Annotated in this window: 19 protein-coding genes and 1 other annotated feature; of the genes, 7 read left to right on the top strand and 12 right to left on the bottom strand. The window is 55.8% G+C overall.

The annotated features are described in order from the left end of the window. Positions 1-45: 45 nt before the first annotated feature. The 9 genes from ES815_RS14985 to ES815_RS14945 all read right to left on the bottom strand — a co-directional run bounded on the left by ES815_RS14985 (position 46) and on the right by ES815_RS14945 (position 9,404). On the bottom strand, positions 46-1,350 hold the full coding sequence (locus ES815_RS14985) for an inosine/guanosine kinase (RefSeq protein ID WP_142488476.1): 1,305 nt from the start codon (positions 1,348-1,350) through the stop codon (positions 46-48). Positions 1,351-1,412: 62 nt separating this feature from the next. Continuing rightward, positions 1,413-2,375, bottom strand: a complete 963-nt coding sequence (gene hemH / locus ES815_RS14980; protein ID WP_142488475.1) for a ferrochelatase — start codon at positions 2,373-2,375, stop codon at positions 1,413-1,415. Between the two features lie 124 nt (positions 2,376-2,499). Continuing rightward, on the bottom strand, positions 2,500-3,144 hold the full coding sequence (gene adk / locus ES815_RS14975) for an adenylate kinase (protein WP_106992193.1): 645 nt from the start codon (positions 3,142-3,144) through the stop codon (positions 2,500-2,502). 178 nt (positions 3,145-3,322) lie between these two features. Further along, positions 3,323-5,197, bottom strand: a complete 1,875-nt coding sequence (gene htpG, locus ES815_RS14970) for a molecular chaperone HtpG (RefSeq protein WP_142488474.1) — start codon at positions 5,195-5,197, stop codon at positions 3,323-3,325. Positions 5,198-5,308: 111 nt separating this feature from the next. Further along, positions 5,309-5,914, bottom strand: a complete 606-nt coding sequence (gene recR, locus ES815_RS14965; protein ID WP_142488473.1) for a recombination mediator RecR — start codon at positions 5,912-5,914, stop codon at positions 5,309-5,311. Continuing rightward, positions 5,914-6,246, bottom strand: a complete 333-nt coding sequence (locus ES815_RS14960; protein ID WP_032616874.1) for a YbaB/EbfC family nucleoid-associated protein — start codon at positions 6,244-6,246, stop codon at positions 5,914-5,916. The genes recR and ES815_RS14960 overlap by 1 nt, the downstream gene beginning before the upstream one ends. A gap of 53 nt (positions 6,247-6,299) precedes the next feature. Further along, the gene (gene dnaX, locus ES815_RS14955) at positions 6,300-8,234 is read right to left on the bottom strand and encodes a DNA polymerase III subunit gamma/tau (RefSeq protein WP_142488472.1); all 1,935 of its coding nucleotides are present in this window, start codon (positions 8,232-8,234) and stop codon (positions 6,300-6,302) included. Further along, positions 6,906-6,970: a sequence feature (DnaX frameshifting element), on the bottom strand. (Overlaps the previous gene by 65 nt.) A gap of 88 nt (positions 8,235-8,322) precedes the next feature. Then, positions 8,323-8,874, bottom strand: a complete 552-nt coding sequence (apt, locus tag ES815_RS14950; RefSeq protein ID WP_142488471.1) for an adenine phosphoribosyltransferase — start codon at positions 8,872-8,874, stop codon at positions 8,323-8,325. A 152-nt stretch (positions 8,875-9,026) separates the two neighbouring features. Further along, a complete protein-coding gene (locus ES815_RS14945) occupies positions 9,027-9,404 on the bottom strand; it encodes a DUF454 family protein (RefSeq protein ID WP_142488470.1) in 378 nt (125 codons plus the stop codon). Between the two features lie 50 nt (positions 9,405-9,454). On the opposite strand from ES815_RS14945, the gene priC reads away from it, so the two are divergent. Both priC and rsmS read left to right on the top strand, forming a co-directional pair. Then, on the top strand, positions 9,455-9,982 hold the full coding sequence (gene priC / locus ES815_RS14940; protein WP_142488469.1) for a primosomal replication protein N'': 528 nt from the start codon (positions 9,455-9,457) through the stop codon (positions 9,980-9,982). 12 nt (positions 9,983-9,994) lie between these two features. Beyond that, the gene (rsmS, locus tag ES815_RS14935; protein WP_142488468.1) at positions 9,995-10,153 is read left to right on the top strand and encodes a pleiotropic regulatory protein RsmS; all 159 of its coding nucleotides are present in this window, start codon (positions 9,995-9,997) and stop codon (positions 10,151-10,153) included. 30 nt (positions 10,154-10,183) lie between these two features. Here rsmS and mscK read toward each other — a convergent pair whose 3' ends face one another. Continuing rightward, on the bottom strand, positions 10,184-13,531 hold the full coding sequence (gene mscK / locus ES815_RS14930; protein WP_142488467.1) for a mechanosensitive channel MscK: 3,348 nt from the start codon (positions 13,529-13,531) through the stop codon (positions 10,184-10,186). A 111-nt stretch (positions 13,532-13,642) separates the two neighbouring features. Beyond that, positions 13,643-14,296: a multidrug efflux transporter transcriptional repressor AcrR gene (gene acrR, locus ES815_RS14925; protein WP_142488466.1), complete on the bottom strand. Its 654-nt coding sequence runs from the start codon at positions 14,294-14,296 to the stop codon at positions 13,643-13,645. Between the two features lie 142 nt (positions 14,297-14,438). Here acrR and acrA point away from each other — a divergent pair, with 142 nt between their 5' ends. The 5 genes from acrA (at position 14,439) to ES815_RS14900 (ending at position 20,646) form a co-directional block, all read left to right on the top strand. Next, positions 14,439-15,632 (top strand): multidrug efflux RND transporter periplasmic adaptor subunit AcrA, encoded by a 1,194-nt coding sequence (gene acrA / locus ES815_RS14920; protein WP_142488465.1) that lies wholly within the window; start codon positions 14,439-14,441, stop codon positions 15,630-15,632. Between the two features lie 22 nt (positions 15,633-15,654). Next, the gene (gene acrB / locus ES815_RS14915) at positions 15,655-18,795 is read left to right on the top strand and encodes a multidrug efflux RND transporter permease subunit AcrB (RefSeq protein ID WP_142488464.1); all 3,141 of its coding nucleotides are present in this window, start codon (positions 15,655-15,657) and stop codon (positions 18,793-18,795) included. 492 nt (positions 18,796-19,287) lie between these two features. Then, positions 19,288-19,680, top strand: coding sequence for an Hha toxicity modulator TomB (gene tomB / locus ES815_RS14910; RefSeq protein ID WP_142488463.1), 393 nt, complete (start codon positions 19,288-19,290; stop codon positions 19,678-19,680). 8 nt (positions 19,681-19,688) lie between these two features. Further along, the gene (locus ES815_RS14905; protein WP_032616864.1) at positions 19,689-19,907 is read left to right on the top strand and encodes an HHA domain-containing protein; all 219 of its coding nucleotides are present in this window, start codon (positions 19,689-19,691) and stop codon (positions 19,905-19,907) included. A gap of 274 nt (positions 19,908-20,181) precedes the next feature. Then, positions 20,182-20,646 carry a YlaC family protein gene (locus ES815_RS14900; RefSeq protein ID WP_142488462.1) on the top strand — a complete coding sequence of 155 codons (465 nt, stop codon included), beginning with the start codon at positions 20,182-20,184 and terminating at the stop codon, positions 20,644-20,646. Positions 20,647-20,705: 59 nt separating this feature from the next. Here ES815_RS14900 and ykgO read toward each other — a convergent pair whose 3' ends face one another. Continuing rightward, positions 20,706-20,846, bottom strand: a complete 141-nt coding sequence (gene ykgO, locus ES815_RS14895) for a type B 50S ribosomal protein L36 (RefSeq protein ID WP_142488461.1) — start codon at positions 20,844-20,846, stop codon at positions 20,706-20,708. Positions 20,847-20,963: the final 117 nt, after the last annotated feature.

The raw sequence follows: 20,963 nt of genomic DNA, 5'->3' as shown, positions 1-20,963 counted from the left end.
GCCTGGTTGTCGCCCCGGCAGGCGCAACGCCGCCGGGGAATTGTGCTATCGATCCCAGTAAGACTCTTCCAGGCTATCTTCCCGCTCCGGCAGGCCGCGCGTTAAGCGCGGAGAGTGCTGGTTCAGCACCTGATAACTGACGCGGTTCGCGTACTTACATACCTGAGCCAGCGACGAGTAGGTCAGCCAGGAAAACTTGTGTTTACTGGAGTTCGGCACGTTGGTGCGGTGGAAGGCGTTCGCGGTGATATCGTGCAGCAGCGCCGCCAGCGCGCCGTCGCCTGCGCCGTTGGTGTTCATAATCTTCTCCGGCCCGCCCATGTACGGGGCGATATGCGAGAAGATGCGCAGCGGGTTGACGCAATCTTTGTGGCGCATGGCGCGGCTGAATTCAAACTGGTTGAATTCGGCAATCGCCCCCGGCAGCAGCGGATGCTGGGTTTTACGCTTCGCCTCTTCTTCGGTAAAGCCGGCCATATACAAGCCGACCGGCCCGGCGGTACAAAGCACCAGATCGACCCAGTCCAGCGCCTTGTCGGACGCCAGGAGCGGATCGCTCTCCCCGGTCAGGGCTTCGGCCTCTTCTTCATTCATCGCCAGAATCGAGACATGCTCTTTCAGGAACGCCTGCCACCACTCGGGGTTATCGGCGATAACGAATTTGGTGCCGAGGGTCAGGACCACCGGCACGTTGTATTTCTTCGCATACTCCACCGCCTTCATGGTCGCTTCCGGCATCGGCTCGCCCGGCTTGCAGCGCACCAGATAGGAGGTCAGCACCAGCGCCGACGCTCCGGCAATCACCTCTTCCGGGATGCTTTCTGCCCGCAGCTTGTTCATGTGTCCCGGGCTGATGGCGAAGGTCCGCTCGCCGGATTCACCGATCAGCGTAAAGCAGCGACCAATCGCCCCGTCCACGCCCTGGAGGTAGTTCAGATCGGTACGGCTGGAGGTATTGCAGAGATAGCGGTAGGCGTAACTGCCAATTTCGATGTTGCTGCACATCACGCCCAGCAGAACGGAGCGGTCATCGGCCAGCACGGAGTAGTTGTGCATGGTGTTGCCGATGGTGCCACCGGCAAACTGATGGGTGATCAGGTTGTCCCGCACCAGCTCCTGATACAGCGCTTCCGCCACATCGTCCTCGATCACCAACGAATGCCCGGCGCTCAGCCCGTAACGCGTAACAAACGCATCATCCACTTTGGCTTCGATATCCACCAGCGTCTGATCGATACCCACCACCCAGGCGGCGTTGGTCTCATTTTCCGGCTGAATTTGCTGCAACAGCGGGTCGCGGGCGTTAACGGGAAAGTAGTGTTTGGATTTGCGTTTACCGGGAAATTTCATGTTCAGGGCTACGAGTGACGGATGGGCCGGAAATGGTAGCACAAACCCGGCCCGGAGTGCGATTAGCGGCTGTTGGTCACCAGGGAGACCATCATCTCGATGTGTTCAGGATCGTCGTTCAGCGCCGGAATGTACTCGTACTTTTCCCCGCCCGCTTCGAGGAAGAACTCCCGGTTTTGCACCGCGATCTCTTCCAGCGTCTCCAGACAGTCTGCCGCAAAGCCCGGCGACATCACCTGGATATGCTTCACGCCCTTCTCGCCCAGCATTTTGAGGGTTTCATCGGTATAGGGGGTCAACCATGGCTCGCGGCCAAAGCGCGACTGGAAGGTCATCATCACCTTCTCTGGCGGCAGGCCGAGCGCGGAAACCAGCTCACGCGTGGTATCGCGACAGCGCTGGGGATAGTCATCCCCTTCATCGGCAAATCGCTGCGGAATACCGTGATAGGAGAGCAGGAGCAGATCCGGCTCGCCGTGTTTTGCAAAGGACGCGCGCGCGCTGCTGGCAAGGGCATTGATATACATGTCGTTATCCGCGTAGTCGCGAATAAAGGTCACCGAAGGAATGCGGCGACGGGTTGCCAGAATGCGCGCCAGCTCGTCCCAGACGGCGGCTACGGTGGAGCAGGAGTATTGCGGATAGAGCGCCAGCACCACGATATGGTCCACGCCCTGCGCCAGCAGTTCCGTAACGGCGCTTTCCAGCGACGGTTTACCGTAGCTCATCCCGAGCGCGACCGGCGTATCCGGCAGGCGGGCGGCGAGGGCTTTCTCCTGACGACGGCTGTAGACCATCAGCGGCGAACCCTCTTCCATCCAGACGGACTGATAGAGTTTTGCCACACGTGGCGAACGGATCGGCAGGATCACGCCGCGCAGCAAGGGCCACCACAGCAGGCGCGGGGTATCCACAACGCGCGTATCGCTCAGAAACTGGCGCAGATAACGGCTGACCGCTGCGGGGGTTGGGGCTTCGGGGGTACCTAAATTGGCAAGCAGGATGCCGGTTTTCGCCTGACTCATTCACGCCTCATAACCTTTTAACAGGCTGATAAGTGTATCTGAAAAGTGCGTAAACGGAACCAATTGCAGTAAGAGGTAAGATGAGAATTTTTCTCACCCGGGGACCCGGGTGAGAGAGGTGCGATTAGCCGAGGATCTTTTCCAGCTCTGCACGCACTTCAGCGACAGGCTTAGTGCCGTCGACTTTGGCGTATTTAGTGTTACCCGCCTGCGCTTCTTTGGAGTAGTAGCCGATCAGCGGCGCGGTCATCTGATGGTATTCCACCAGACGCTTACGCACGGTCTCTTCCTGATCGTCTTTGCGGGTGGTCAGCTCTTCGCCGGTCACGTCGTCTTTGCCTTCAACCTTAGGCGGGTTGAATTTGATGTGGTAAACGCGGCCGGAAGCGGCGTGTACGCGACGACCGATGATACGGTCAACGATCAGCTCGTCCGGTACGTCGAACTCCAGCACGTAGTCCACGTTGATGCCCGCTTCTTTCATGGCATCAGCCTGAGGAATGGTACGCGGGAAGCCGTCCAGCAGGAAACCGTTGCGGCAATCTTCCTGAGTAATGCGTTCTTTAACCAGAGCGATCACCAGCTCATCGGTTACCAGTTTGCCGGCGTCCATAATATCTTTCGCCTGTTTGCCCAGCTCGGAGCCAGATTTAACAGCGGCACGCAGCATGTCACCGGTAGAGATTTGCGGAATACCGTATTTCTCCATGATGAACTGAGCCTGAGTTCCTTTACCCGCGCCCGGAGCGCCAAGCAGAATAATACGCATTGCGAAAATCCCCTCAAAAGTTGGTTCAATTTTTCAAAAGCGCTAAACAATACCATCAGAACGGATGTGGCTCAAGGAAGGCGGGGAGGCTGAAACGGTTAATGAGGGGAATTTATTAGAGAGTGCAGTCTGATGGCCTGGCCCTCTCTCACGGAGAGAGAGCCAGGGTGAAGAGAGATCAGCTCAGCAGCAACGCATTCACGCGCTTGATGAACTGGTTTGGATCTTCCAGCGTACCGCGCTCGGCCAGCAGGGATTGATCCAGCAGGAGTTCAACCCACTCGGCAAAGCGCGTCTCGTCCTGAGTCTCGGCCGCACGTTTCACCAGGGCGTGATCCGGGTTCAGTTCAAAGATGTACTTCACTTCCGGTACGCTCTGGCCCGCAGCGGCGAACAGCTTCGCCATCTGGGTGCTCATTTCGTCGGCTTCGGTAGTAACGATGGCCGGGGTATCGGTCAGACGGTGGGTGAAACGCACCTCTTTCACGCGATCGCCCAGATGGGTCTTCACGCGCTCAACAAACGGCTCCAGCGCTTTTTCCGCCTCTTTGGCGGTTTCGTCCACTTCGTCCGCCAGCTTGTCGATGGACTCATCGGCTTTGGCAACGGACTGGAACGCTTTACCGCTGAACTCGGTCAGGTAGTTCATCATCCACTCATCGATGCGATCGGAAAGCAGCAGCACTTCGATGCCTTTCTTACGCAGCAGCTCCAGGTGCGGGCTGCTCTTCGCCGCGGCATAGCTGTCGGCGGTGATGTAGTAGATCTTCTCCTGCCCTTCTTTCATGCGGGAGATGTACTCTTCCAGCGACACGGTCTGCTCGGAAGAGTCGGTGTGCGTGGAGGCAAAACGCAGCAGTTTGGCAATGGCTTCAACGTTGGAAGAATCTTCCGCCGGGCCCTCTTTCAGCACCAGGCCGAACTGTTTCCAGAAGGTCTGGTATTTTTCCGCGTCGTCTTTCGCCAGCTTGTCCAGCATCTGCAGGGCGCGTTTGCTCAGCGCGGTGCGCAGGTTGCGGGTGACGGTGCTGTCCTGCAGGATCTCACGGGAGACGTTCAGCGGCAGGTCGTTGGAGTCTATCAGGCCACGCACAAAGCGCAGGTAGTTCGGCATGAACTGCTCGGCTTCGTCCATGATGAATACGCGCTGCACGTACAGCTTCAGGCCGTGCTTGTGATCGCGGTTCCACATATCCCACGGCGCCTGCGCCGGGATATAGAGCAGGCTGGTGTACTCCTGCTTCCCTTCCACGCGGTTGTGGCTCCAGGTCAGCGGATCGGTAAAGTCGTGGGCGATGTGCTTGTAGAACTCGGTGTACTCTTCGTCTTTGATCTCAGACTTGTTGCGCGTCCACAGCGCCTGCGCCTTGTTGATCTTCTCCCAGGAAATAACGGTTTCGCCGTCCTGCTCTTCCTGTTTTTCGATCTCTACCGGCAGGGCGATATGGTCAGAGTATTTGCTGATGATAGAGCGCACGCGCCAGTCGTTGAGGAAGTCGTCTTCCCCTTCGCGCAGGTGCAGGGTGATCTCGGTCCCGCGATCGGCTTTGGTGATATCCGCCACGGTGTATTCGCCTTCGCCGTGGGATTCCCAGAACACGCCGCTTTCAGCGCTTTCGCCTGCCGCACGGGTGCGCACGGTGACTTTATCCGCCACGATGAACGCCGAGTAGAAGCCGACGCCGAACTGGCCGATCAGCTGGCTGTCTTTCGCCTGATCGGAACCCATCGACTGCAGGAAGGCTTTGGTGCCGGATTTGGCGATGGTGCCGAGGTGGTCAATGGCTTCATCGCGGGTCATGCCGATGCCGTTGTCCGCGATGGTCAGGGTGCGGTTCTCTTTATCAAACGAGACGCGCACGCGCAGTTCGCCGTCACCTTCATACAGCTCTGGCTTCGACAGCGCGCGGAAACGCAGCTTGTCTGCCGCATCAGAGGCGTTAGAGATAAGCTCGCGCAGGAAGATTTCTTTATTGGAATAAAGAGAATGGATCATCAGGTGCAGAAGTTGTTTTACTTCTGACTGGAAACCGCGGGTTTCTTGTCCTTTCATACTAAGTCGACCTCAACAATGCCATTTAATGGGGTTTAAAAGCGTTGAGGGAGAGATGGGGATAAGCGAGAAGGTTTTCAAGCGGAGGCCACAGGTGCAGCCTCCGTTTGGTCAGAAAATAATCTTGTGACGTCCGGCCAGAGAGTGTGACAGCGTGGTGCCGTCCACCATCTCCAGCTCGCCGCCCACCGGAACGCCATGCGCGATACGGCTGGCGTCGACGCCGGACTCGGCGCACAGCTCGGCGATGTAGTTGGCGGTCGCCTCCCCTTCCACCGTTGGGTTGGTGGCGAGGATCACCTCAGAAATCGTTTCCGATTTCAGACGCTGTTCTAAACGGTCCAGACCGATATCATCCGGCCCGATACCGTCCAGCGGCGACAGGTGGCCCATCAGCACAAAATAGCGGCCGGAAAACTGCCCGGTCTGTTCGATGGCGTAGATGTCCGCAGGACTCTCCACCACGCAGATCTGACCGTTTTCCTGGCGGCGCGGATTGGCGCAGATGTTACACACCTCCTGCTCGGTAAAGGTGCGGCAGTCCGCACAGTGACCGATTTCTGACATGGCGCGGGTCAGGGCCTGCGCCAGACGCATGCCGCCGCTGCGATCGCGCTGCAGCAGGGTAAACGCCATGCGCTGCGCTGACTTAGGGCCTACGCCCGGCAGGCAGCGTAGCGCTTCCATTAACTGCGTGAGCAGCGGACTGGTTTGCATCAGAATGGCATCTTAAAGCCCGGTGGCAGCTGCATTCCGGAGGATACAGAAGCCATTTTCTCTTTCTGGGTTTCGTCGATACGGCGCGCAGCATCGTTGAATGCAGCGGCGACCAGATCTTCCAGCATATCTTTGTCGTCTTCGAGCAGGCTTGGGTCGATCTCCACGCGACGGCAGTTATGTGCGCCGTTGATGGTCACTTTGACCAGACCTGCGCCCGATTCGCCGGTGACTTCCATCTGCGCGATCTCTTCCTGCATCTTCTGCATTTTTTCCTGCATCTGCTGGGCCTGCTTCATCAGACCACCCAGACCGCCTTTACCACCAAACATAGGCTTCTCTCTTCTTTCACGTTAAAGATAACAACCGTAAGTCAGACTCACGATCAAATGGGTCGAATACTCTCTTCATCCAGTTCTGCATCAAAGTAACGCTGCAGGGTCTGAATGTTATTATCCGCGATAATCGACTCACGCGCCTGCGCGAGTTTCTCTTCATAAATGGCCTGGCGCCACTCCAGCGGCGTTCGCACCGCCGGATTATCATCTTCAATGATGGTCAATTCAACAGGCGCGCCCTGTAATGTGGAGAGTGCCTCAGTCAGCACCTGTTGCGCGCTCGCCGAGTTCAGGTGACGCTGGCCCGGCCGCAGATGCAGGCAGACCCGGTTGCCGTCCTGTTCACGCCAGGCGTTCAGGGCAATCTGCTCCACCAGCTTGGGCAGCTTCAGCTGACTGACCTCTGCCGCCCAGGCATCACGCTCAAGGGACTCCCCGGCCAGCTTGGCAGCCAGCTCCGGCGTCTTCTCATGCTCCAGCGCCTTTTTCAGCGCCTTCGGCGTGGCGACCTCCACCTTCACTTCTTCGACGACGGTGGTGGCTTTCCAGCGATAGGCCTCTTTCTTCGCCGGAGCCTGCGGCTCAGGCGTGGCCGAAGCAGAACGCGACTGTACGCGATCCGAGACCGAGGCCAGACGTTCAAGCGCGGCGTTATTTACCGGCCGCGCTCTTGCAGGCGCTGCCGGTTCACTCTTTTTTGGTTTGGTTGCTCCCTGCGCGCGTTGCAACTGACTGCGGGCGGCGAGCACCGAACTGGTGGCATCCGACAGCGGCGCATCGTGGCGCGGCGGTGGAGGCGCACTCTGCTGCGCGGGCACCTGCGGCGGCGTGAGCACTGCCGTTGGCGCGACTGGCGCAAACGACGGCTGCTGCACCTCGGGCTCCGGCAGCGGCATGCGCGGATGGAACGCCAGCGCGCGCAACAGGGTCATTTCAACCCCCATACGTCGGTCGGGGGCAAACGGCAACTCTTTGCGGCCAATTAACAGGGTTTGATAGTAGAGCTGCACGTCCGTTGGCGGAATGGTTCGCGCCAGTTCGCGCATCCGCTGTTCAATCGCGGCCATGTCCGGACCCAGCGCCGCCGGGGAGAGCTGCACCATCGCAATGCGGTGCAGCAGGCTGAGCATCTCAACCAGCAGGGCTTCCCACTCGATGCCGCGTGACGCCGAGGCGTTAATCAGCGCCATCACCCGCTCGCCGTTGGCCTCGACCACCGCCTCAATCAGCGACAGGGCCTGATCGTCGTCCAGGGTGCCGAGCATGGTGCTGACCGCAAGCGTGGTCAGCTGTCCGTCGCCGCTGGCAATCGCCTGATCGGTGAGGCTGAGGGCATCGCGCAGGCTGCCGTCGGCGGCACGCGCCAACAGCTGCAGGGCACGCGGTTCGTGCGTCACCTGCTCTTCATTCAAAATATGTTCGAGCTGATCGCGGATCTGCCCGACGTCCAGCGCCTTCAGATGGAACTGCAGGCAGCGGGATAAGATGGTCACCGGCAGTTTTTGCGGATCGGTGGTCGCCAGCAGGAATTTGACGTGTGCAGGCGGCTCTTCCAGCGTCTTCAGCAGGGCGTTAAAGCTATGGCGCGACAGCATGTGCACTTCATCGATCAGATAGACCTTGAAGCGGCCACGCGCCGGGGCGTACTGGACGTTATCCAGCAGATCGCGGGTATCTTCGACTTTGGTGCGCGAGGCGGCATCGATCTCAATCAGATCGACAAAGCGCCCCTGCTCGATTTCACGGCAGTTATCGCACACGCCGCACGGCGTGGCGGTGATCCCGCTTTCGCAGTTGAGGCCTTTCGCCAGCAAACGGGCGATAGAGGTTTTACCGACGCCACGGGTGCCGGAAAAAAGATAGGCGTGATGGATACGTCCTAGCGATAAGCCGTTCGCCAGGGCGGTCAGCACATGTTCCTGGCCGACAACGTCAGCAAAGGTTTGGGGTCGCCATTTACGGGCTAACACCTGATAACTCATGGGCAGGCTCTGCAACGCTGGAAGGTGGATATTCAGGGGGGTAATGCTAACACAACCTCACCCGTTGGGCGAGGTTGCGGGCGGGGGATTAATGTCCCGGGAAAGGCACGAGGCTGTAGCTGGTGATGCCCTGTTTATCCAGGCGCTGTTCGCCACCCAAATCGAACAGGTTGATGATGAAGGCCGCATCGGTCACTTCGCCACCCAGACGACGGATCAGCTTCACGGTCGCCTCAATGGTGCCGCCGGTTGCCAGCAGATCGTCAACCACCAGCACTTTGTCGCCAGGCTTGATCGCATCAATGTGGATCTCAAGCTGATCGGTGCCGTACTCCAGCTCGTAGCTCTCGGCGATGGTTTCACGCGGCAGTTTGCGCGGCTTACGCACCGGCACAAAACCAACGCCCATTGCCAGCGCTACCGGAGCGCCAAACAGGAAGCCGCGGGCTTCGGTGCCGACAACTTTGGTGATCCCGGCGTTTTTATAACGCTCGACCAGCAGTTCAATGCTGAGCGCGTACGCTTTCGGGTCTTCCAGCAAGCTGGTGACATCACGGAAAAGAATGCCAGGCTTCGGATAGTCCTGGATGCTTTTGATGCTGTTTTTAAGGTATTCAAGCTGCTGCGCAGTTGCGGTCATAAATGGATGCCTGATGAAAACGGTGTTACTCACGGAGCGGATAGAGTATTGGTCAAAGTAACAATTGTTTAACCTTTGACCAGGCGTGCCCGTGCTCGAAAACGGTCGAATTTACTGGCTGCGCACAAGAATTGCAACAGCCAGTCAGCGGATTATTGCTTTTGTTGCTTTTCATCAACTACGGGGATCCGCCACATGAAAATCAGCAGGCAAGAGAGGATCGCCAGCAGCAGGATCCGCACCCACATGATTTTTACCATCCATAATGAGAAGGCGAAGGTCACGAGGATCACCGCAATAGCCCGCGGCTTGGCCCCGGGCGGCATGGCACGGTACTGTTGCCAGTGGCGCAGATAGCCGCCAAACCATGAGCGGTACAGTAGCCAGTGGTGAAAACGCGGCGAGGAGCGGGCGAAGCACCAGGCCGCCAGCAATATAAAGGGCGTGGTCGGCAGAAGGGGTAAAACGACGCCCAGCGTGCCGAGCACTACCGCAAGCCAGCCAATGATGATTAAAATAGTACGCTGCATAATGCGAATCGTTATCAAACTGAACGGCTACTGTACCACTGGAGAGCGGATTGAAAACAGCCTTGCTTTTACAGACGCTGCAAAATCAGCTGACGGCCCTGCGAACCCAGGCCGCCCCTCTGATGCAGCACGCCACCCTGAAGCCGCGTTTTGACCGGCAGCTGTTCCGCACCCGCAGCACCCTCATTAAAGATTATCTGGATGAAGCCCAGCACAATCTGGATGAGCTGGGTCACGCGGTGGAGAAAGCGCAAACGGAGCAGGTCAACTGGCTGGCTACCCATCTGGCGGAACAGATCGCCGCCCTGCACCGGGAGATCGCCGCCTGGCCTTTACGGGTCTGGGACAGCCCTTCTGCGGGAGCGACAAAATGGCAGCGCAAGCGCCTGGAGCATCAGGAGTTTGAGCGGCGGCTGTGTGAGATGAAGTCTGAACGCGAGACGCGGCTGAACCAGGCCGAAACGCTGGAAGAGCAGCAGATGCTGATGCGCGAAATTACCGCGCTGGAGGGGCGGCTGGAACGCTGTCGTAAGGCACTGGATGATATTGAGCGCGTGATTGCGCGTCTGACCCGTTAACAGGAGTAGTGTGTGTCACTGGAAAACGCCCCCGATGAAATAAAGCTGGCCGTGGATCTGATCATGTTGCTGGAGAATCATGCGATCCCGGCCGAGACGGTGCTGAAGGCGCTGGAGATTGTGAAGCGGGATTTTGAGGGGAAAATCCCCTCTCCCCTGCCTTCTCCCTGAAAAGGGAGAGGGCCAGATTAAGGGGTAATGTTACGCCGGCGTCGGGTCATCACCCTTCACTTCACGTTTCACTTCCGTATGTTCGTCACCCTTCTCGTTGCGCAGATGCACTTCAAGCTGGTTGAACGCGATGTTGATGTTATTTTCCCGGCACAGACGCTCGATGGTGCGGTTCAGTTCATCAACCGTGTAGCTGCGGTCACGCAGTTCACGTACGTACAGACGCAGTTCATGATCCAGCGTGCTCGGCCCGAAGGTGGTGAAGAACACGGCTGGCTCCGGATCGTGCATCACTTTCGGGTGGTCCATCGCCGCTTTCAGCAGCACTTTTTTCACCGCATCCAGATCGGAGCCGTAGGCTACGCCCAGACGGATCACCACGCGGGTGATGGTGTCGGAGAGCGACCAGTTGATCAACCGCTCGGTCACGAAGGCTTTATTCGGGATGATCACCTCTTTGCGATCGAAGTCGGTGATGGTGGTCGCACGGATACGGATCTTGCTGACGGTTCCCGAGAAGGTGCCGATAGTCACGGTATCGCCAATACGCACCGGACGTTCGAACAGGATAATCAGACCCGAAACGAAGTTACCGAAGATCTCCTGCAAACCGAACCCGAGACCGACCGACAGGGCCGCCGCCAGCCACTGCAGTTTATCCCACGAAACCCCGAGAGAACCGAAGACGGTCATCGCCCCGGCTACCAGAATCACATAGTTGAGGATGGTGGTGATGGCGTACGAGGCCCCCTGGCGCATATTCAGGCGCGAGAGCACCAGCACTTCCAGCAGGCCAGGCAGGTTGCGGATCAAGGCCCAGGCCACCATCGACGACACCAGCGCAAACAGCAGGCTGCCCATGGTGACGTTTTTCACCACCGCCGCACCCGCTTCGGTGCCGTTGTAGTGCCACAGGGTAATGCTGTCGAGATAGGCAAAGACGGTGATTAAATCAGACCAGATGGCCCAGAACATTACGCCGAACAGGGCGATCATCACCAGCATGGTGATACGCAGCGTCTGCTGGTTCACCTGCTCCAGAGCGATGGTCGGCTCCTCCTGCGGCTCAGCGCCTTCCGCCCCCTCTTTCACCATATTCTGCCGACGCGCCAGGGCGCGGCGATAGGCGATGCGACGAGCGGCAACGCTCAGCCCGCGCAGGACGGTCTGGTACAGCAGGTTCCAGAGGATCACCAGATAGACGGTTTCAATCCAGCGACCCGACAGACGCAGAGTGGTATAGAAATAGCCGGTGGCCGTCAGCACCATCAGCGCCAGCGGGATAATGGACAGCACGGTGACCGTCGCCAGGCGGATAGCGTGCGACTCTTTATCGCGCCAGCTGTCACGGCACATCGGCCACATCAGGACGCTGATCAGCAGCAGATTCAGCAGAATGACGAACTGACCCAGCACGTCGTCCATCAGATGCAGCGGGGAGAGTTCCGCCACCACCGACCAGAAGTGCAGCGGCAACAGCGCCAGGCTAATGCGCACAATCTGGCGTCGCCAATGGCTGGTGAGCTGGGCAGGCATATTGAAGTGGCTTACCGCCACGCCGTCTTTCTCCAGCACTTTCCAGCACAGGCCAAACACCAGCCAGAACAGCGCCAGTTTTTTACTGAAGGCCCACAGCAGATCGCTGACGTTGAGCTGCATGGTGAGCAGGATCAGCCCCGCAGCCAGAATCAACAGGCAGACCGGCAGGGCGCGGATCAGATCGATTAGAATGGCTTTCGGCGTATGAAGCTGGCTGTCATTACGCAACTGCCCCACTTCATTCGCCAGCTTCGCCTGGTACTTTTTCAGCCAGCCGAGACGCCAGCGGATTAACCCGGCAATCAGCAACAGCGGCAGGCCCGCCAGGAAGGCAAAGGCCACCGCCGGACCGGCTTTTTCCCAGTTAACGGTAATTTTCATCCCTTTAATCTGGTCTTTCAGCATGCCCGGGAAGGATTTGATCCAGTCCCAGTCCATCGGCTTGTTGCTGTTTACCCAGAAGATCTGCTGGGTGAGGATCTCCTGCAGGCTTTTGGAGACGCTCACCAGCTGCTGCTGGTTGATCTGCAGGTTAATGGCCATCATCAGCTGATTGCCCAGCTGTTTATTCAGCTGGTCGAGCAGCTCGCGGCGCATATCCACGACCTGCAGCAGCGCATCGTGAACTTCACCATTCACCTCGCTGCTGTGCCCCTCTTCCACTTTCGCAACAAAGGCATCGCTCTGGAACAGGGCGTCGCGCTGCTGGTTGACCTCAAACTGTTCCAGCCGCAGATCCGCAATGCGGTTGGTCATATCCTCCAGCTCATCGGCGGAAGGTAAGGTCTGCTGTTGCTGATAAAGGATACGCGACAGCAGCAGGCTGCCTTTCAGGACGGCGATCTGCTCTTTGATGTTGCGTTCAGACTGCAGGGCACGATCCAGCCAGTTTTTGACTTTGATGTTCTGCTGAACCAGCGAGTTGCCGTTTTCGGTGGCGGTAATCAAACGCTGGCTGAGCTGATGGTTCATATCCAGCTCCTGCTTCACCAGCGGATTTTCCTGGATACGCGCGGTTTCGTCCGGGTTAACGGCCTCCTGCGCGGTTTTCTCCGTCAGGGTCAGTCGCTTGCTGTTGACCGCCTCCTGCAACAGCTGCAGCTGATGCTCCAGACGGTTGATGTTGGCGGTGACATAGTCGCGCTGTTTTTGCAGGGTATCCTGCAGCACGGTGTTGCCTTCCAGACTCTTACGCTGCTGTTCAATCTGCGCATTCAGCAGCTGCTGCTGCGCCAGCAGTAACGTTTGCTGCGTGGGACGTAACGCCGCCTCACCCGCGGAAGTCCCGTTCAGACGATTGCGGATCTGCTGCAGCTGCTGAGACGCGGTGTACATCGCATTCTGCACGCGCTCCGGCTGGGTTTGCAGAGATACCAGCTGGCTATTGTAGGTGGCGAGATCGCTTTGCGCAGTTTGTAAATCGTCGAGCAGTTGCGCCACGCGCAGTTCCAGCTGACGCAGGGACAGGGTCGCCAGCGTTTTGCGGGTTTCCGCATCGTTATCGACATCGCCAAGCGCGTTGAGGCTCTCGGTCGCCTTGCGCATCGTTTCCGGTGCCTGAGCCACCTTCTGGCGTAACTGCGTGGTTTCGGCTTTGACCCGCTCGAGCTTGTCGACGGTCTCCAGGGTTTCCGTCAGATCCTGCTGGACCAGCTTGTCCTGCGGAGTGAGCTCTTTCTGTTTGCTCAGGGCATCAAGCTGGCTCTGGATATCTGCCCGCGTTGGCGTGTCGTTGCTATTATCGGCACGCGCCAACGCAGCCGGTGAAGCCATCAATGCGAAAAAGAAAACCAGAATAAATGCCAGGAGAGGATGCTGTTTGCGTGTGTAGTGCAACATAGTTATGTGTAATTCGTGTGATGAATGACGAAAAAAGACCGGCGTGAAGAATATCACGGCAATCGGGTGCAAAATAGCATCAACTGTCGGCTCCTGGACAATTCCTGGGAGTCAGGCCGGGAGCGACTCTGGCTGCGCGCGTAGCGTCGGGCAGAACTGGTACATCTCCAGCAGGATGGCCACGTAATCACGAGCTTCCCGTTGCAGATCAAAAGACTGGGGGGCAAAAAGCCAGTTTTCCATAATGCCGGAAATATAGCTGCGCATCAGGATAGCGGCGCGACGGGTCAGCAAATTAGCGGGCAACATTTTAGCTTTAATACAATGCATCAGGGTCTGTTCAATACGGTCGTAACTTTCCAGACATAAACTGCGCTGTGCCTGTTGCACAACGGCCATTTCCCCGACAAACTCGCATTTGTGGAAAATGATCTCCATCATCAGGCGGCGACGCTCTTCAATAACAGTCGCCTCAAGGATATAGACCAGAATCTCTCTTAAAACTGAGAGTGGATCGTCGGGGAATTTTGCCCGATACTCAGTCTCGAGATCTCCAATACTGGATTCTGAAAGCTCCCAAATTTCACCAAATAAATCTGACTTATTTTTGAAATGCCAGTAAATCGCTCCCCGGGTTACCCCAGCCGCCTGAGCAATATGTGCCAGCGAAGTGGAAGAGACCCCCTGTTGCGAAAACAAGCGCAAAGCAACATCAAGGATGTGCTGGCGTGTCGCAAGTGCTTGTTGTTTGGTTTTTCGTGCCATACCTTGGTGAATTTACAGGAGTCAGATTTACATACATTTATGAATGTATGTACCATAGCACGACGATAATATAAACGCAGCAATGGGTTTGTGGACGCGTGATCCATTGATCAATTTGAAATCGGAAACTCGAGGTTTACATATGAACAAAAACAGAGGGTTAACGCCTCTGGCGATCGTTCTGATGCTCTCAGGCAGCTTAGCGCTTACAGGATGTGACGAAAAACAGGCTCAACAAGGAGCTCAGCAGGTGCCAGAAGTTGGCGTCGTGACGCTCAAATCCGAACCTCTCCAGATAACAACAGAATTACCCGGCCGAACCAGCGCTTACCGCATTGCTGAAGTGCGTCCACAGGTGAGTGGCATCATCCTGAAACGTAATTTTACGGAAGGTGGTGATGTTAAAGCAGGTGATTCTCTGTATCAGATTGATCCCGCTACCTATCAGGCTAATTACGAAAGTGCAAAAGGCGATCTGGCTAAAGCCCAGGCTGCGGCAAAAATTGCCCAGCTGACCGTCAGCCGTTATCAGAAACTGTTGGGTACCCAGTACATCAGCCAACAGGAATACGATAGCGCCCAGGCAGATGCTCAACAGGCTAACGCCGCCGTTACCGCTGCGAAAGCCGCGGTAGAAACTGCACGCATTAACCTGGCCTATACCAAAGTGACCTCGCCTATCAGCGGTCGCATTGGTAAATCGTCAGTGACCGAAGGTGCCCTGGTGCAGAGCGGCCAGACCAACGCGCTGGCTACCGTGCAGCAGCTTGATCCGATCTATGTCGATGTTACCCAGTCGAGCAATGATTTCCTGCGTCTGAAACAGGAGCTGGAGAACGGCACCCTGAAGCAGGAAAATGGCAAAGCGAAAGTGGAACTGGTCACCAGCGACGGTATTAAGTTCCCACAGGCCGGCAGCCTCGAGTTCTCTGACGTGACGGTCGATCAGACCACCGGTTCTATCACCCTGCGTGCCATCTTCCCGAACCCGAACCATACGCTGTTACCGGGTATGTTCGTTCGTGCAAGCCTGGAAGAAGGGACTAACCCAACCGCACTGCTGGTTCCACAGCAGGGTGTGACCCGAACGCCGCGCGGCGATGCCAGTGCAATGGTTATTGGCGCTGAAGACAAAGTCGAAGTCCGTCAGATCACCGCCACCCAGGCGATTGGTGACAAATGGCTGGTCACTGACGGTCTGAAAGATGGCGATCGCGTCATCATTACCGGTTTACAAAAAGTTCGCCCGGGCGCCCAGGTTAAAGCGCAAGAGGTCAAGTCTGACAATCAACAACAAGCCTCCGCAGGCGGCCAGTCAGAACAACCTAAGTCTTAACTTAAACAGGAGCCGTTAAGACATGCCTAATTTCTTTATCGATCGCCCCATTTTTGCGTGGGTGATCGCCATAATCATCATGCTAGCCGGGGGACTTGCGATCCTGAAGCTGCCTGTCGCGCAATATCCAACCATTGCGCCGCCAGCAATTTCAATCGCCGCAACCTACCCTGGGGCTGATGCCAAAACGGTGCAGGACACCGTAACCCAGGTTATCGAACAGAACATGAACGGTATCGATAACCTGATGTACATGTCCTCCAACAGTGACTCCACCGGTACGGTGCAGATCACGCTGACCTTTGAGTCCGGTACAGATGCGGATATCGCTCAGGTTCAGGTGCAGAACAAACTGCAGCTGGCGATGCCGTTACTGCCGCAGGAAGTTCAACAGCAGGGCGTGAGCGTGGAGAAATCCTCCAGCAGCTTCCTGATGGTTGTCGGCGTTATCAACACCAACGGCACCATGACGCAGGAGGATATTTCCGACTACGTGGGCGCCAACATGAAGGATGCCATCAGCCGTACTTCAGGCGTGGGTGACGTGCAGCTGTTCGGTTCCCAGTACGCGATGCGTATCTGGATGGATCCGAACAAACTGAACAACTTCCAGCTGACGCCGGTAGACGTGATCACCGCCATCAAAGCGCAGAACGCCCAGGTTGCAGCCGGTCAGTTAGGCGGTACGCCGCCGGTTAAAGGCCAGCAGCTTAACGCCTCGATCATCGCGCAGACCCGTCTGACCTCAGCAGATGAGTTCAGTAAAATTCTGCTGAAAGTGAATCCGGACGGTTCACAGGTTCGCCTGCGTGACGTTGCGAAGGTGGAGCTGGGCGGTGAAAACTACGACGTTATCGCCAAATTTAACGGCCAGCCAGCTTCCGGTCTGGGGATTAAACTGGCGACCGGCGCTAATGCCCTGGATACAGCAACAGCGATCCGTGCCGAACTGAAGAAAATGGAACCTTTCTTCCCGTCAGGTCTGAAAATCGTTTACCCGTATGACACCACGCCGTTCGTTAAGATCTCGATTCACGAAGTAGTGAAAACGCTGGTCGAAGCGATCATCCTGGTATTCATCGTGATGTATCTGTTCCTGCAGAACTTCCGCGCGACGCTGATCCCTACCATTGCCGTTCCGGTCGTTCTGTTGGGTACCTTTGCGATACTGTCGATCTTTGGCTATTCGATAAACACCCTGACGATGTTCGGGATGGTGCTGGCGATAGGCTTGCTGGTGGATGACGCCATCGTAGTAGTGGAAAACGTCGAGCGTGTGATGTCCGAAGAGGGGCTGCCGCCGAAGGAAGCCACCCGTAAGTCGATGGGTCAGATCCAGGGCGCACTGGTCGGTATCGCGATGGTGCTGTCCGCCGTATTTATCCCGATGGCCTTCTTCGGTGGCTCTACCGGTGCGATTTATCGTCAGTTCTCCATCACTATCGTCTCGGCAATGGCCCTGTCGGTACTGGTTGCGTTGATCCTGACCCCGGCACTGTGCGCCACCATGCTGAAACCGGTAGCCAAAGGCGATCACGGCGAAGGCAAAAAAGGCTTCTTCGGCTGGTTTAACCGCATGTTCGATAAGAGCACACATCACTACACCGACAGCGTGGGCAATATCCTGCGCAGCACCGGTCGTTATCTGCTGCTCTATATCATCATCGTGGTAGGTATGGCGTACCTGTTTGTTCGTCTGCCAAGCTCCTTCCTGCCGGACGAAGACCAGGGCGTATTCCTGACCATGGCCCAGCTGCCAGCAGGCGCATCCCAGGAACGTACCCAGAAAGTGCTGGATGAGGTGACGGATTATTACCTCACTAAAGAGAAAGCCAACGTTGAATCGGTGTTTGCGGTTAACGGCTTTGGTTTTGCGGGTCGTGGCCAGAACACCGGTATTGCCTTCGTTTCTCTGAAAGACTGGGCTGAGCGTCCGGGCGAAGAGAACAAGGTTGAAGCCATTACTGGCCGTGCGATGGGCACCTTCTCGCAGATTAAAGATGCGATGGTCTTTGCCTTTAACCTGCCAGCGATCGTCGAGCTGGGTACGGCAACCGGCTTTGACTTCCAGCTTATCGACCAGGGCGGTCTGGGCCATGAAAAACTGACTCAGGCGCGTAACCAGCTGTTTGGTGAGGTGGCAAAACATCCTGAGCTGCTGGTGGGCGTGCGTCCTAACGGCCTGGAAGATACGCCGCAGTTTAAAGTGGATATCGATCAGGAAAAAGCACAGGCGCTGGGCGTCTCTATCAGTGACATCAATACCACGCTGGGCGCAGCCTGGGGCGGTAGCTACGTCAACGACTTCATCGACCGCGGTCGCGTGAAGAAGGTGTACGTGATGTCTGAAGCGCAATACCGTATGTTGCCGAACGATATCAATAACTGGTACGTCCGCGGCAGTAACGGGCAGATGGTGCCATTCGCCGCCTTCTCCACCTCACGCTGGGAATATGGCTCACCGCGTCTGGAACGTTACAACGGTCTGCCATCGATGGAGATCCTCGGTCAGGCGGCACCGGGCAGAAGTACCGGTGAGGCCATGAACCTGATGGAAGAGCTGGCGGGCAAACTGCCAGCAGGCATCGGCTACGACTGGACGGGGATGTCCTATCAGGAACGTCTGTCCGGCAACCAGGCCCCTGCCCTGTATGCCATCTCCCTGATCGTGGTATTCCTGTGTCTGGCAGCGCTGTATGAGAGCTGGTCTATTCCGTTCTCCGTTATGCTGGTTGTACCGCTGGGGGTCATTGGCGCCCTGTTGGCAGCCACGTTCCGTGGCCTCGGTAATGACGTTTACTTCCAGGTGGGCCTGCTGACAACCATTGGCTTGTCGGCGAAGAACGCGATATTGATCGTGGAATTCGCCAAGGATCTGATGGATAAAGAGGGCAAAGGGCTGATTGAAGCGACGCTGGAGGCGGTCCGTATGCGTCTGCGTCCGATTCTGATGACCTCCCTGGCGTTTATCCTCGGGGTTATGCCTCTGGTAATCAGTTCGGGTGCAGGCTCCGGTTCGCAGAACGCCGTAGGTACTGGCGTAATGGGCGGGATGGTTACCGCAACCGTATTGGCTATCTTCTTCGTTCCGGTATTCTTTGTGGTAGTACGTCGCCGTTTCAGCCGTAAAAACGACGATATCGAACACAAACATTCGGTGTAAGAGACCAGCATCCTGCTGTTAACAGCTAAAAAGGCCGCTAATGCGGCCTTTTTTTTGGCAATTGAAAATCATAAAATAAGCTTATTGGCGGTTTATATATTTTATGTCACCTTTAAACGACTTATCATATTTAGCCCATTCTTCTTACACAAACTCTCAAATTGTTGCGCGGCTTCTTAGTTATTAAGAGTATTCCTGGTGTTTTTTTGTATATGATCGCGCCTGGTAGCGATTATAGAAACGGTAGAAAAATGTTGCCTGATGATAAGAGCGCTCCGCCTCGGGATAAAACAATATATAACATAGTGCTCGGGAAACCCTTTAAGATGCTGCGTAATTGTAATTTTTCGTAATAGCGCGGTGAAATCCTATTCAGAGTAGATTATAGTTAAAGGCAAGAGGCATAACAGTAGTCGTTGACGTTAAGTCAGATGTACCCTTCCCGACAACGATGTTCGGTGAGTAAAAAATCACTCAAAAAGGGGATGCGCTATGGACGAATACTCGCCCAAAAGGCAAGATATTGCACAGTTGAAATTCCTTTGTGAATCCCTGTACCATGACTGCCTTTCCAATCTCGATGAAAGCAACCATGGCTGGGTCAATGACCCTACTTCTGCCATTAATTTGCAGCTAAACGAGTTGATTGAGCATATAGCAACCTTCGCCCTTAATTATAAAATTAAGTATAACGAAGATAATAAGTTGATTGAGCAAATTGACGAATACCTGGATGACACTTTTATGTTATTCAGCAGCTACGGCATTAACGCGCAGGATTTGCAGAAATGGCGTAAATCGGGCAATCGGCTTTTTCGTTGTTTTGTCAATGCAAGCAGGGCTAACCCGTTAGCTTCTCCGGTTAAAATTATTACAAACAATTAGGTGAATTTATGTCTGATAAACCATTAACCAAGACAGATTATTTGATGCGTTTGCGACGCTGTCAGTCAATTGACACCCTTGAACGTGTGATTGAGAAAAATAAATACGAGCTTTCTGATAATGAGTTAGCGGTATTCTATTCCGCAGCGGATCATCGCCTGGCTGAACTTACGATGAATAAGCTGTACGATAAAATTCCTACCGCCGTGTGGAAATTCGTACGCTGATTGGGTGACACACTTCAGAGGACATCACACCGCATTAGACGTTTAGACGCTGTTTTAGACCACCAGCATGCAGCTCCTCACCCGGATGGGCGACCGTTTTATCGCCCAGCGGAGACGCTGCGTCATACCGAAGAGATCCACCGCATTATCTGACCCGCCCTTTCCTGGCAACTGTTATGTTTTTTCTTAGCGTAACTGTTACTTTCCACAAACATTGTGGTCACTTAAAATACACGGATCCCCCGTTTTAAGTTGATTTGAGAAAGGGCAGAAGATGACCGAGATACAACGCCTGCTTACCGAGACCATTGATGACCTCAATGTACGCGAAAAGCGTGACAACAAACCGCGCTTTAGCATCAGCTTTATTCGCAAACATCCGGGCCTGTTTGTTGCTATGTATGCCGCCTGGCTGGCAACGCTGGTGGTGATGCTGCAGTCGGACACGCTGATCGGTTCCGTCTGGCTCCTGGTGGTATTATTCGTCGTCTTTAACGCCTTCTTCTTCTTCGACGTTAATCCGCGCTACCGCTATGAAGATATTGATGTGCTCGATTTTCGCGTCTGCTACAACGGTGAGTGGTACAACACGCGCTATGTGCCCAACCAGCTGATCGACAGCATCCTGCATTCACCTCAGGTTGAATCCCAGCAAAAAGAGAAACTGCAAAAAATGATCGCCACCAAAGGCGAACTCTCTTTCTACGACGTCTTTACCCTTGCCCGCGTGGCTGCCTGAAGTCCGCTCTGACCTGCCGCCGACAGCCTCGCTGTTAGCGGCAAGCTTCCTGTTCTGGCCTACCGTTTCTTCTTACGCCCCTGCACCGCCTTGAAGCGCGGATTGGATTTGCATATCACATACAGCCGCCCCTTACGTTTGACGATCTGACAATCCGCATGACGTTGTTTTGCGCTGCGCAATGAATTAAGAACCTGCATGTTTACCCCTTACAAATATGATTTGTTATAACATAACAATTAGCATATCCGAGTGGCGGTGGAAAAACAACTCAGGGCGGATAAGCGGCACGTAAACTCATCTAAAATAGTTCTACA

It is taken from the genome of Leclercia adecarboxylata, from assembly GCF_006874705.1.
Lineage (GTDB): Bacteria > Pseudomonadota > Gammaproteobacteria > Enterobacterales > Enterobacteriaceae > Enterobacter > Enterobacter adecarboxylatus_C.
Note: the sequence above shows the minus strand (reverse complement) of the source record. Positions and strands in the feature narration are given on the sequence as shown.